General features: G+C 75.5%; 9 protein-coding genes and 2 pseudogenes. 6 read left to right on the top strand and 5 right to left on the bottom strand.

What is annotated here, in order from left to right:
* Positions 1-151: 151 nt before the first annotated feature.
* The 4 genes from OSB71_RS03315 to pspAB all read left to right on the top strand — a co-directional run bounded on the left by OSB71_RS03315 (position 152) and on the right by pspAB (position 3,968).
* Positions 152-2,491, top strand: a complete 2,340-nt coding sequence (locus OSB71_RS03315) for a molybdopterin oxidoreductase family protein (RefSeq protein ID WP_265943954.1) — start codon at positions 152-154, stop codon at positions 2,489-2,491.
* Positions 2,491-3,000, top strand: coding sequence for a hypothetical protein (locus OSB71_RS03310; protein WP_265943951.1), 510 nt, complete (start codon positions 2,491-2,493; stop codon positions 2,998-3,000). Before OSB71_RS03315 ends, OSB71_RS03310 begins: the two co-directional genes overlap by 1 nt.
* A gap of 77 nt (positions 3,001-3,077) precedes the next feature.
* Positions 3,078-3,284 carry a hypothetical protein gene (locus tag OSB71_RS03305; protein WP_265943949.1) on the top strand — a complete coding sequence of 69 codons (207 nt, stop codon included), beginning with the start codon at positions 3,078-3,080 and terminating at the stop codon, positions 3,282-3,284.
* A 120-nt stretch (positions 3,285-3,404) separates the two neighbouring features.
* Positions 3,405-3,968, top strand: a complete 564-nt coding sequence (pspAB, locus tag OSB71_RS03300; RefSeq protein WP_265943947.1) for a PspA-associated protein PspAB — start codon at positions 3,405-3,407, stop codon at positions 3,966-3,968.
* Here pspAB and OSB71_RS03295 read toward each other — a convergent pair.
* A complete protein-coding gene (locus tag OSB71_RS03295) occupies positions 3,928-4,404 on the bottom strand; it encodes a hypothetical protein (RefSeq protein WP_265943945.1) in 477 nt (158 codons plus the stop codon). The two genes, pspAB and OSB71_RS03295, sit on opposite strands and share 41 nt — an antisense overlap.
* Positions 4,405-4,480: 76 nt before the next feature.
* Here OSB71_RS03295 and htpX point away from each other — a divergent pair, with 76 nt between their 5' ends.
* Complete coding sequence (gene htpX, locus OSB71_RS03290; protein WP_265943943.1) at positions 4,481-5,383, top strand: zinc metalloprotease HtpX; 903 nt, start codon at positions 4,481-4,483, stop codon at positions 5,381-5,383.
* A 1,443-nt stretch (positions 5,384-6,826) separates the two neighbouring features.
* On the opposite strand, the gene OSB71_RS03280 is transcribed toward htpX, so the two are convergent.
* Positions 6,827-7,828 (bottom strand): magnesium and cobalt transport protein CorA, encoded by a 1,002-nt coding sequence (locus OSB71_RS03280; RefSeq protein ID WP_265943941.1) that lies wholly within the window; start codon positions 7,826-7,828, stop codon positions 6,827-6,829.
* Positions 7,829-8,165: 337 nt separating this feature from the next.
* Here OSB71_RS03280 and OSB71_RS03275 point away from each other — a divergent pair, with 337 nt between their 5' ends.
* Positions 8,166-8,774, top strand: coding sequence for a winged helix-turn-helix domain-containing protein (locus OSB71_RS03275; protein WP_265944306.1), 609 nt, complete (start codon positions 8,166-8,168; stop codon positions 8,772-8,774).
* A 518-nt stretch (positions 8,775-9,292) separates the two neighbouring features.
* On the opposite strand, the pseudogene OSB71_RS03270 reads toward OSB71_RS03275, so the two are convergent.
* The 3 genes and pseudogenes from OSB71_RS03270 to OSB71_RS03260 all read right to left on the bottom strand — a co-directional run.
* Positions 9,293-9,943: pseudogene (locus OSB71_RS03270) on the bottom strand (MerR family transcriptional regulator); the annotation flags it as partial.
* Positions 9,944-10,357: 414 nt separating this feature from the next.
* Positions 10,358-10,702, bottom strand: a pseudogene (locus tag OSB71_RS03265) (MerR family transcriptional regulator); the annotation flags it as partial.
* Complete coding sequence (locus tag OSB71_RS03260; protein WP_265943939.1) at positions 10,699-12,534, bottom strand: SDR family oxidoreductase; 1,836 nt, start codon at positions 12,532-12,534, stop codon at positions 10,699-10,701. The gene OSB71_RS03260 and the pseudogene OSB71_RS03265, both read right to left, overlap by 4 nt.
* Positions 12,535-12,679 lie beyond the last annotated feature (145 nt).

The raw sequence follows: 12,679 nt of genomic DNA, 5'->3' as shown, positions 1-12,679 counted from the left end.
GAGGCGTCGGACGGAGCCCGGCCCGCGGACGCCGACAGCCGGACGGAGCCCGGCCCGCGGCGGACGGAGCCGGGCCGCGGACGCCGGAGCGGGACGCCGGGCACGCAGCCGGACACGACACCGGACAGGACGCCGGACGAGGGGTGAGCGCATGACGAGCAGGGTCACGGACGTGTGGGGGGAGCGCACGCCGTACGGGCCGGGCGATCCGTGGCCGGAGCGTGTCGACCAGCACCTGACGGTGGACGCCGCCCGCGTGGAGCGGTGGGTGCCGTCGGCCTGCGTGCTGTGCTCGAACGGCTGCGGCATGGACGTGGCGGTCGCGGACGGCCGCGTGGTGGGCGTCCGGGGGCGTGCGGAGGACCGCGTCAACCGGGGCCGCCTGGGGCCGAAGGGGCTGTACGGGTGGCAGGCCAACCACTCCGCCGACCGCCTGACGCGGCCGCTGGTGCGGGTGGACGGGGAGCTGCGGCCCGCCGACTGGGACGCGGCGATGGCCGTCGTCGTCGAGCGGTCCCGGGCGGTGCTGGACGAGCACGGGCCGCTGTCCATGGCGTTCTACACCTCCGGGCAGCTCTTCGCCGAGGAGTACTACGCGCAGGCGCTGATCGCGCGCGGCGGCATCGGCACGCCGCACCTGGACGGCAACACGCGGCTGTGCACGGCCACCTCGGAGTGGGCGCTGGTCGAGAGCTTCGGCAGCGACGGCGGCCCGGGTTCCTACGAGGACGTCGACCTGTGCGACACCCTGTTCGTCGTCGGCCACAACCCCGCCGAGACGCAGACGGTGCAGTGGGCGCGCATGCTGGACCGGCTGCACGGCGTGGCCCGGCCGCGCCTGATCGTCGTCGACCCGCGCGTGACGGCCACCGCGCGCCAGGCCGACGTCCACCTGCGGCTGAAGCCGGGGACGAACGTGGCGCTGCTGAACGCGCTGCTGCACGAGCTGATCCGCGCCGACCGGATCGACCACGCCTTCGTGCGGGACCACACGGTCGGCTTCGAGGAGCTGCGCGAGACGGTCGCTCCGTACACGCCGGAGAAGGCGGAGGAGATCTGCGGGGTGCCGGCGGAGCAGGTGCGCGAGGCCGCCCGCATCCTGGGGGACGCGGAGCGGCTGGTGTCGACGGTGCTCCAGGGGGTGTACCAGTCGCACCAGGCGACGGCGGCGGCCGTGCAGGTGAACAACGTCAACCTGGTGCGCGGGATGATCGGCCGTCCGGGCTGCACCGTGTTCCAGATGAACGGTCAGCCCACGGCGCAGAACACCCGGGAGGCGGGGGCCAACGGCACCATGCCGGGCTTCCGCAACTGGCAGAACGACACCCACATGGCGGAGCTGGCGCGGCTGTGGAACGTGGAGCCGTCCCGCATCCCGCACTGGGCGCCGCCCACGCACGTGATGGAGATGTTCCGCTACATCGAGACGGGTTCGATCCGCTTCCTGTGGGTCACGGCCACCAACCCGGCCGTCTCGCTGCCGGAGCTGCGCCGCATCCGCCGCATCGTGCGGGAGGCGGGCCTGTTCCTGGTCGTCTCCGACGCCTTCCTCACCGAGACGGCGCAGCTCGCCGACGTGGTCCTCCCGGCGGCGCTGTGGGCGGAGAAGACGGGCTGCTTCACCAACGCCGACCGCACGGTGCACCTGTCGGAGAAGGCCGTCGAGCCGCCCGGCGAGGCCCGCTCCGACTTCGACGTGCTGCTGGACTACGCCCGCCGCATGGACCTGCGCGACCGGGACGGCGGCCCGCTGATCACCTGGGAGCGCCCGGAGGACGCCTGGCGGGACTTCACGGAGATGACGCGCGGCCGCCCCTGCGACCAGAGCGCGCTCACCTACGACACCCTGCGCGGCAGCGGCGGCGTCCAGTGGCCGGTCACCGAGGAGGCCCCGGAGGGCACGGCGCGGCTCTACACCGACCACCACTTCCCCACCCACCCCGAGCACGTCGAGGACTACGGGCACGACATCGTGGGCGGCGCGCAGTACGACGCCGACACCTACCGGGCCCACGACGCGGCGGGTCGCGCCTTCCTCAAGGCCGCGCCCTACCAGCCGCCGCACGAGCCGGTGGACGACGACTACCCGCTCCAGCTCACCACCGGGCGCACCGTGCACCACTTCCACACCCGCACCAAGACCGCCCGCAGCCCCGAGCTCCAGGAGGCGGCCCCCGAGATGTGGATCGAGCTCACGCCGCAGGACGCCGAGCCGCACGGCATCGCCGACGGCGACCTGGTGCGCGTGTACTCGCGGCGCGGCGAGCTGTCGGCGCCCGCGGTGCTGCGCGGCAACCGGCCCGGGGTCGTCTTCGCCCCGTTCCACTACGGCTACTGGGACGAGGCCGAGCCCGGACGCCACATCCGCGCCGCGAACGAGCTGACGCGCACCGAGTGGGACCCGGTCTCCAAACAGCCCCTCTTCAAGCAGACGGCGGTCCGGATCGAGAAGGTGGCCGACGCGCGCGACGTCGCCCCGGGAAGGTACTGATGGCGGAGACGGCCGGGAACAAGACGGCGCGGCTGTTCGCCGAGCTCCACGAGGGCGAGGTGGACCTGGCGCAGCACTACCGCCGGGTGGCCGAGCGGCAGGCGGCCGACCACGGTACGCACTACCCGTGCCGCAGCCTGGCCCAGCAGTGCGACGAGCACGCCGCGCGGGTGCGCGAGCTGGCCCCGCGGTACGGCGAGCACCTGGCGCCGCCGCGCCGCTCGGAGCGGCTGGACGCGGCCGTGGGCGCGGTGCGGCAGAAGGCGTCGGAGCGGGCGGGCACCCGTCCGGACGCGGGCCTGCTGCTCCTGCGCGACCTGCGCGAGCTGTTCCTGGCCGCGCAGGGGGTGCACCTGGACTGGGTCCTGCTGGGCCAGGTCGCGCAGGCCGCCCGGGACGAGGAGCTGCTCGCCGACGTCTCGAAGCTGCACGCGCAGACGCTGTCCCAGGTGCGGTGGATCGAGACCCGCGTGAAGTCGGCAGCCCCGCAGGCCCTCGTCGCGGATTGACGCCGCGGGGGCCGCGCCCGGGCACGCGTGCCGTCCGGGGGCTTCCCGGCCGGTGCGCGCTCGGCCAGGATGGCAACATGACCAAGGTGAGTGTCAGCCTCGACGCGGAACTCGCGGTCGAGGCGATGGTGCTGTCCGGCACGCGCAGCCCGCAGGACGCGCTGGAGCTGATCGTCCGCGACTACGTGGCGCGCGGCCACCGCACGGAGGCCCGCACGGGCAACGTCGAGGACGAGCTGCACCGCGTGCGCGACCTGCGCCCGGACGCCGAGACCGGCGCCTGACACCGGCCCCCGCCGCACGGGCCCGGCCCCCGCCGCACGGGCCCGGCGCCCGGCGTGCGGCCACCCGGCGGGCGGTGTCGGGGCGCGCGGTCGGTCCGGAGTGTGCCTACAGTCGACAGCGTGGGTTTCCTCGACGCGCTCTTCGGCCGCCGGGAGCCGATCCGGCCCGACCTGGACCGGCTGTTCGCGCTGCCCTCGGCGGCGGTCGCGCTGCAGGCCGGTGCGGGGTTCCGGGCCACCGGCACCGGCTCGGTGTGCTTCGCCGCCGTCGAGGGCGGGGCGTTCGACCGCGTCGAGGCCGACGTGCGCGGCATCCTCTCCTCCGCCGAGTTCAGCGAGGACGGGTACGGGTACACCTGGGTCCGCTCGCGGCACGGGGCGGACGAGCTGCCCGCGCTCGTCAACGATCTGCACGCGGTGAACAGCGCGCTGGAAGGCGGCGGGTTCGGGCCGCAGCTCCTGTGCTCGCTGGTCGGCTTCCGGGACGCCGACGGGCGCCGCCCGCTGGCGCTGGTGTACCTCTACAAGCGCGGCACGTTCTACCCCTTCGCCCCGCTGCCCGACGCCGACGAGCGGCGGGACAACGCGCTGGAGCTCCAGGTGCGCGGCCTGCTGGAGCGGGAGCTGCCCGTGGAGTCCGACCTCAGCCGCTGGTTCCCCGTCTGGGGCGCGCCCGGCCTCTGAGCCAGGGCGTCAGCGCCAGCAGCGGCACCAGCTCCCGGTAGCGGGTGCCGTCGGGCAGCGGCACCACCAGCCACTCGCCGGGCGGGAACCGCGTGCCGTGCACCCGGGCCGAGCCGTCGTACAGGGCGCGCAGGAAGGCCGGGGCCTGTGCGCTGGGCACGTCGCGGAACTCGACGCCGTCGACGACGAACACGGCGTCGCCGTCGGGGTAGACGGTCAGCTCGACCTCGGGCCGCCCCGGGATTTCCACGAACGCCTCGTGCGGCAGCGAGCCGTCCGGGTCGGTGGCCGTGCCGAACGGCGCCTGGGTGCGGCGCGAGACCTGGTCGGCTCCGATGTCGTGGGTGACGCGCAGGTCCTCCGCGCGGCCGTACGCGCGCGCCACCTCGCGCACCGCGACCACCACGGCTTCCGTGCTCGGCCCTGTCCGTCCCATCACCCGATCATGCTAACGGCGGACGAACGGCACAAGGCGTACAGTCGCCAGCAAGAGGGACAGACGGGAGGTCACCATGGCCCGGAGCACGCGCTACGCCCCCGACAGCGGCCTGACCCGCCGCATGGTCACCACCATGTTCCTCATCGGTCTGCTGTACGTCGTCCTCATGGGGTCGCTCATCGCCCTGCTGGGGGACGCCTGGCCGCTGGTGGTCCTCTTCGCCGGCGGGCTGTTCGTCGCGCAGTTCTGGTTCAGCGACCGCATCGCCGCGTACAGCATGGGCGCCCGCGAGGTCACCCCCCAGCAGGCCCCCGAGCTGCACGGCACCGTGGACCGGCTGTGCGCGCTGGCCGACCTGCCCAAGCCGCGCGTGGCCATCGCCGACACCGACGTGCCCAACGCCTTCGCCACCGGCCGCAGCCAGGACAAGGCGCTCGTGTGCGCCACCACGGGTCTGCTGCGCCGCCTCACCCCCGAGGAGCTGGAAGGCGTCCTGGCCCACGAGCTGTCCCACGTCGCCCACCGCGACGTCGCGGTCATGACATTCGCCTCCTTCCTCGGCGTGCTCGCCGGCGCGCTCACCCGGATGGCCCTGTGGAGCGGGCTGATGCGCGGCGGCGGCCGCAACCAGAACACCGCGCTGATCGCGCTGCTCATCCCGCTGGTCAGCGTCGTCGTGTACGTCATCAGCTTCCTGCTGACCCGGCTGCTCTCCCGCTACCGCGAGCTGTCCGCCGACCGGGGTGCCGCGCTGCTCACCGGCAAGCCCTCCGCGCTCGCCTCCGCGCTGACGAAGATCACCGGGCAGATGGCGAAGATCCCCACCCGCGACCTGCGCGGCGCCGAGCCCTTCAACGCCTTCTTCTTCGCCCCCGCCGTCTCCGGCACCGCGCTCTCCCAGCTCTTCTCCTCCCACCCGACCCTCGACCAGCGGCTGGACCAGCTCTCCCGCATCTCCCGCCACCTCAGCCGCTGACCGGCCCTCCCGGGAGGCCCGCTCGCACGGACCCGGCACGCGGCGCCCCCGGCGCCACCGGCGTCCCGGCTGTCAGGCGTCCCGGCTGTCAGGCGGGCTCCGCGAGCGCCTCGGCGGCCGGGCGGCGGGCGACGGCCGCGAGCGCCGGGTTCACCGAGTGGAGCACGCGGTAGCAGCGGTCCGTCGTCAGCCCCCAACCGACGGCCCGCCCGCGCCCGCGCGCCCACGTGGCATCGTCGGCGCCGACGGCCGCACGGAACCGGCCCCGCGCGCCGGGCGTCAGCAGGGCCTCGGCTGGTCCGGCCCCACCGAGCAGCGGGAGGCCACCCGTCCCAGGGTCGTTCCGTCGTGGCCGGGGTCGGCTCCGGGCCCCCGCCGCTCGCCGGTGAGTGGGCGACCGGGCGGCCGTCGCACCGCTCCTTTCCTTTCGCCGACCCCGCGCGATCCGTTGGGGCAGAGCCGCACCGCGCTCCGTCCCGCTTCACGCGCCACGGAGCCGACCGGCGTACGCCCGGAGACGGCTCACGCCCGGACCTGAGGCCCGCGGCGTCCGTGCGGTGGCCCGTACGGCCGCGCACGGTCTTGCCCGGGGGCTGCGCACCGGGACGGCACAGGGGTGGGCGACGGGGTGGCCCGCCCGCCCCGGCCAGGTGGGCGGGCGGACCGGATCGTGGGGTTCCGGTCGGTCGAACGGCGTCGAAGGAACGAGGACTTGGCAGCTTGGCGCCGGGACGCCCGCCAGGTCAAGAAGCACGGGAGGCGCGCGGAGCCACGGGGACGCCCGCGTGCCGCGCCCTCTCGCCGGTGCTCCGCGCCACGCGCCCACCGCCACCGGGGCCGTCGGCCTCGGCGCGAAGCCGTGACGGCGACGGCGCACCGCGCCGCCCAGGCCGCGCAGGCGGCGGTGCGGGCGTTGACGGTGTTGACGGTGTTGACGGCGCGTGGCGTGGAAGGGAAACGCATCCGCGCCCGCCCCGGCCGTGCGCCGGGCGCACCGAACGGGGAGGAAAGGCGCGTGCCCGACGGTGATCGGGCTCCCCTCCGCGAGTGCCGCCGTGTTCCACGGCGGCACGGTGTCGATCCCCGCTCTCACCGCGGCCTTCGCCCGGCGCCGCACGCTGCGGCGCGGAGCGCGCCGCACCCTCGCCGTCCTGGCGCCGGGGGAGCGGTGGAGCCGCAGCGGGCGGAGGACACGGTGGCGGACCCCGGAAATCGACCGACCCCGGCGACGTGACGCGCCGTCCCCTCCCCGGCGCCCGTCCCAGGGGACGCCTTTTCCGCTGCGGCACGGGGCGGTGGGTGCGTCGAGGCGGCGGGCAGCGGTGCCCTGTCGACGCGGGCGGCGGCGCAGGCGCTGGGAGCCGTAGGCCGGGGCGCGGCGCCGGGCGGAACGGCGTGTGTGCCGGGCGGCGGGGCGGGCGGGGTGGGTTGCGGGCGGGGCCGTCACAGCCAGCCGTTGCGGCGGAACGCGCGGTACAGCAGGAAGCTGGTCAGCCCCATCAGCGTGAGCACGGCGGGGTAGCCCCACACCGTGTCCAGCTCCGGCATGTGGGTGAAGTTCATGCCGTAGATCCCGGCGATCATCGTCGGCGCGGCGATGATCGCCGCCCAGGACGAGATCTTGCGCATGTCCTCGTTCTGCCAGATGCCGGCCTGCGTGCTGTGCGCGTTGAGCATCGAGTCCGTCAGCTCGTCGCAGGAGGACACCTCGCCCGCGACCCGCAGCACGTGGTCGGCCACGTCGCGGAAGTACGGCGCCAGCGCCTCGGGATAGCGGTGCTGTACGGGCGAGACGAGTTCCTGCGCCACCGGCACGAGCGGGTGGACCGCGCCCCGGAACTCCAGCACCTCGCGCTTGAGCGAGTAGATCTGCCGGGTGAGGTCCACCCGCTCCGGGGTGAAGACCGTCAGCTCCAGCTCCTGGATGTCCTCCGCCACCTGGCGCACGACCGTCCCGTAGGTGTCGACCACCGCGTCCGCCAGCGCGTACAGCAGGCCGTACGCGCCGTGCCGGAGCAGCTCCGGGTTGTCGGCCACGTGCTCGCACGCGGTCTGCGGCGCGTCGCTCGGGCCGTGCTGCACGGTGACCAGCCACTGCCGGTGGCCGAACACCATCAGCTCACCGGTGTCGATGGCACTGGTCTCCTCGGTGTAGCGCAGCGTGCGCAGTACGAAGAACACCAGGTCCCCGTAGCGCTCGCGCTTCGCCCGCTGGTGGGCGTGCAGGGCGTCCTCCACGGCCAGCGGCGGCAGGCCCAGCGCCTCGGCCACCGGCAGCAGGTCCTCGGGGGACGGCTCGTCCAGGTGGACCCAGGCGAGGGCGCCCTCCGGCAGTTCGCGCGCGTGCGCGAGCGCCACCTCGGCGGCGACGGGCTCCAGGGTCGGGGCGGGTGCGTCCCCGGTGCCGTCTGGGTCGGAGCCGGGGAGCGAGAGGAAGCCCTGCATGGCGTCCTTCCTGGTCGAAGGCGGTGGGGGAGGGACGGGATGACGGGATGGAGGAGGTGCGTCGTGGGCGGCCGCGGGTCCGGCGGGACGGAGACGGCTGGGGGCCCGCGTCGCCGCACGCTGAGTGACGCACGTCTTCCCGTCGTGCGGCCGAATAATCGCCCATGGTCCTTTGCAAAGAGTGTTCGCAAAGGACCATGGGCGGTTTACGGTGAGCGCCATGACGGAGGAGGAACCCACCCGGCAGAACCCCGGCGCACGAGACCGCGACCGGGGGCGCACGAGGGAGCCCGGCCCGGCCCGGGACGCCGCGCTCGACGCCAAGGGCCTGCGCGCCATGGCCCACCCCGTGCGCGTCCGGCTCGTCGGCCTGCTGCGCAGCTACGGGCCGCTCACCGCGACCCGGCTCGCCGAACGCATGGGGCTGACCTCCGGCTCCACCAGCTACCACCTGCGGCAACTGGCTGCCGCCGGCTTCGTCACCGAGGACGTCGACCGGGGCAATGCCCGTGAACGCTGGTGGCGAGCGGTCCACGAGACGACGAGGGTGCGCAGCGACGAGTCGCTCGCCCAGGAACCCGAGGCGACGCTCACCTACCTCCACTCGGTCGCCGCGAGCTACGCGCAACGCGTGCAACGGGCCGTGGCGGAGTTCGAGACGCTGCCGATGCGGTGGCGCGAGTCCGCCGACATGAGCGACTGGGCGCTGCGCCTCACCCCTGAGGAGGCCCGGCGGCTGCGCGAGGAACTGTGGGCCGTCCTCCCCCGCTACCGCTGGGACCGGGCCGAGGAGCGCTCCGACGTTCCGCAGGGCGCCGCACGCGTCAGCGTCATCACCCAGATCCTCCCCGAACTCGACGTGCCTCCCCCCGGCGACGGCCCCGCCGCGGAGGAGCCGGACGCGCCGGGGGCGTCGGGCTCGTCGGGTGTGTCGGGGGCCAAGTGACGGCGGACGGGGCTCGGCCGGTGCGCGGGCCCGGGCGGCGGGACGGTGTACTGGGCGGCGACGGTCCCCGCGGCCATGCGGCACGAGTGGCGTGACCTGAGCGCGCCCCCGCCCCTCATGCCGCCCACCCCCCACACACACCCGCCCGCCAGATCGGCTCCCGCCCCCGGCCCCGGCTCCGGTCCCGAGGCCGGATGAGCGCCTGGCGGGACGGTCGCGGCCCGGCGCCGGGTGCGCGCTCCGTCGGATGGCCAGGTGCGCTCCCGGCCGCCGGGGGCAGCCCCTGTTCCGCCCCGGTCCTGGCCTCGGCCTCGGCCCCGGCCCCGGCCCCGGCTTCAGGGTGGGGGAGCGCTTGGGGGACGGGGGTGGCGTGCCGGGCGTCGACATACCGGCCCTGCCTCGGATCTGGGCTACGGCTTCGGTGCCGAAGGCGGCGCCCACTCCCGCTCGGGTACGGACCTCGGCTCGGGGTCCGGCTCGGCCCCTCGCTACGGCTGCGGCTCTGGGGCGGGTGGTGTTCAGAAGCGTGGGCGGGAGGCGTCCGGGCCGTCGGGGCAGTGGGCCGCCAGGCGGTCCATGCTTCGGGCGGCGACCTCCCGGTTCGTGGCGGCGGTGATGAACGCGGCCACCGCGTCCGCGCCCACCAGCGCGGTGACGGCGCGGACGGTGTCGGACGGGAGCGGCACCGGCACCGGTCCGCGCTCGTCCGGGCCCACCCGGGGTCCGGGCCCGGTGCGCGCGGAGGCCGCGGGGGCCACCGGAGCCCCAGTGGGGGCGGCCGGGGTCGTGGCGCTCAGGTGGTGGCGCAGGTGGCGGGCGGCCAGCGTCCGCATGGCCCGGGCGAGTTCCGCGTCCACGGACTGCTGGGCCAGCGGGCGCAGGCGGCGCACCAACTCCGCCGCCTCGCTCGCCTCCGCCTCCGTCGGCGGGTGCCCGAGGTAGCGGGCGAAGACGTGTTCGGTGGTGAAGTCCAGAAAGCGGGTGGCTATCTGCTCGACGCGGCCCCGCAGCTCCCGCAGGTGGCCGGTGATGGCTGGGAGCGGTACGCCCGCCGCGTGCAGCTCGGCGGCCACGGCCAGCTCCTGCGGGCTGGGTACGAGGTAGGTGTCCGCGTCACCGGCGACGGGGACGAGCACGCCGAGGGCGACCGCCTCCGCGATGGCCTCCTCGACACCCTGGTCCGCCGCGTCCCCGGCGCTGTTCCCGGCCTCCGCGCCGCCCACCGAACCGCTGCCGCCTTCGGCTCCGCCGGCGGCCCCGCCCACCGAACCGCTGCCGCCTCCGGCTCCGCCGGCGGCCCCGGCCTCCGCGCAACTCGACGGCTCGGCGCTCCGCCCGGCCCCGGGGTGGCGTCCGCGTGCCGTGCCGTCCTCGGCGCCGGGGTGCCCGGGCGGCACACCCTGTCCGGGCTGGCCCCCTGGCTCCCCGCCGCGCCGGGAGGGGACCCCGGCCCCGGCGTTCGTGGCGCTACCGGCATCGGCTCCGGCTCCGGCGCCGTCCTCGGCCTCGGCCCCGGGGTGGCGTCCGGTGCCGGCGCCCCCCGGGGCCGGAGCGCGCGGGGTGGCGTTCGGGGGCTGCGGCCGGCCGAAGCGGCGGGAGAGCTCCGCGCGGGTGACGTGCTCCGGGGACTCGTCCGTCCACGGGCCCTCCACCTCCGCGACGAGGCCCAGCACCCCGGCGAGGCCGCGTCCCGAGTCCCACGCCTCCAGCAGCTCCTTGATGCTGGCCAGGGTGTAGCCCCGCTCCAGCAGGGCCGCGATCTGGCGCAGCCTGGCCAGGTGCCCGTCGTCGTACACGTTGGCCCGCCCGCGCCGCCGGGGGCGCGGGAGCAGACCGCGGTCCTGGTACGCGCGGACGGTGCGGACGCTGGCGCCGCTGTGATGCGCCAGGTCCTCGATGCGGTACTCGGGGGAGCGGGACACGGTCACAGGCGGGGGGTGACGCGGGCAGCGGCCCGCAGCAGGCCGGGCGCGAGCCGGGACAGGGCGCGGACGAGGTGGGCCTCCGGCGTCACGGGGACGACGGCGCGGTTGCGAACGACGGCCTCCAGCACCGCGTCGGCCACCTTCTCCGGCGGGTAGTTGCGCCGCCGGTACCAGCGTGCGGCGCTGCGTCGGCGGCGCTTCTCCTCCGCCGCGTCGACCCCGGCGAAGCGGGCGGTGGCGGTGATGTTGGTGTCGACGATGCCGGGGCAGACGGCGGTGACGCCGATGCCGCGCCCGGCCAGCTCGCCGCGCAGGGACTCGCTCAGCATCAGCACGGCCGCCTTCGACGTGCTGTAGGCGGGCAGCGTGGTGGAGGGCAGGAACGCGGCGGCCGACGCCGTGTTGACGATGTGGCCGCCCTGCCCGCGCTCGGCCATGTGGCGCCCGAAGATCCGGCAGCCGTGGACGACGCCCCACAGGTTGACGTCGAGCACGCGGCGCCAGTCGTCCGCGGTGGTGTCCAGGAAGGACCCGGCCAGACCGACGCCCGCGTTGTTCACCAGCACGTCCACGACCCCGTACTCGTCGAGGACCTTGGCGCCGAGCTTCTCCATCGCCTCCTCGTCCGCCACGTCCACCGTCTCCGACCAGGCCTGCCCGGCGCCCATCAGGCGTGCCGTGCGGGCGGTGGCCGCGGCGCCCTCGCCGTCCCGGTCCACCGCGACGACCCGGGCGCCGGCCTCGGCGAACCTCAGCGTGACCGCGCGGCCGATGCCGCTCGCCGCGCCCGTCACCAGCACCAGCCGTCCCGCGAAGCGGTCCGCGTGCGCACTCTGCGGGACGGCCGCCGGACGCGCGGCCCCTGACGCGGCGCCCCCGCCCTCGTGCGCGGTGACGAACGAGCCGATCCACTCGGACAACTGGTCGGGCCGGGTGCGCGGTACCCAGTGCTTCGCCGGCAGGGTGCGGCGTGTCAGCTCCGGGACCCACAGCGGTAGTTCGTCGTACAGGTGCGGGGAGAGGAAGGCGTCCCCGGTGGGCACCACGAGCTGCACGGGCGCGTGCGCGTAGGCGTCGGTGCGGGGACGGCGGAGCCGGGGGCGCACGTTGTCCCGGTAGAGCCAGGCGCCGTGTGCGGCGTCGGTGGGCAGGGACGCGGTGGGGTAGCCGTCGTCCGGCACGCGCTCCAGGCGGCGCAGCATCCCCGGCCACCGCTTCCCCAGCGGGCCCTTCCACAGCAGCTCGGGCACCGCCGGCGTGTGGAGCGCGTACACGTACCAGGACTTGGCGCCCTGGCCCAGCAACTGCGTCGCCCGGCGCGGAGTGGGGCGGGAGACGCGCTGCTTGATCCAGTGCCCGAAGTGGTCGAGCGAGGGGCCCGAGATCGAGGTGAAGGTGGCCACGCGGCCCTCGGTGCGGCGCGCGGTGGCGAACTCCCAGCCCTGCACCGAGCCCCAGTCGTGCCCGACGAGGTGCACCGGGCGCCGGGGGCTCACCGCGTCGGCCACGGCCAGGAAGTCATCCGTCAGCTTCTCCAGCGTGAAGCCGCCGCGCAGCGGCTTCGGTGCGGTGGACCGGCCGCACCCGCGCACGTCGTACAGCACCACGTGGAAGCGCTCACGCAGGCGCTCGGCGACCCGGGACCACACCTCCTTGGAGTCCGGGTAGCCGTGGAGCAGCACCACCGTGGGCCGCTGCCGGTCCCCGTACTCCACGACGCACAGGCGCACCCCCTCGGCGGTGTTCACCCACCGCTCGCGCCCCCGCCCGTCCCGCTCCGCGGGCCGTTCGCTCCCCGGTCCGCTGCTCGCCGCGCTTCCCGTCCCGCTTCCCATGGCTCTCCTCGCACGTCCGCACTCCCACCCGCACCATGACACCGATCAATGTGACAACGGTCCGTGGCGGCGTCAAGACGCGGGACCAGCCTGTGGATACCCGAGGTAACACAGGGTGCGGACGCCCTCCGGGGGAGGGCCCCTA

Source organism: Streptomyces marinisediminis (assembly GCF_026262575.1).
Classification (GTDB): Bacteria; Actinomycetota; Actinomycetes; order Streptomycetales; family Streptomycetaceae; genus Streptomyces; species Streptomyces marinisediminis.
The sequence above is the reverse complement of the archived record's forward strand: the minus strand, read 5'-3'. Positions and strand labels throughout refer to the sequence as shown.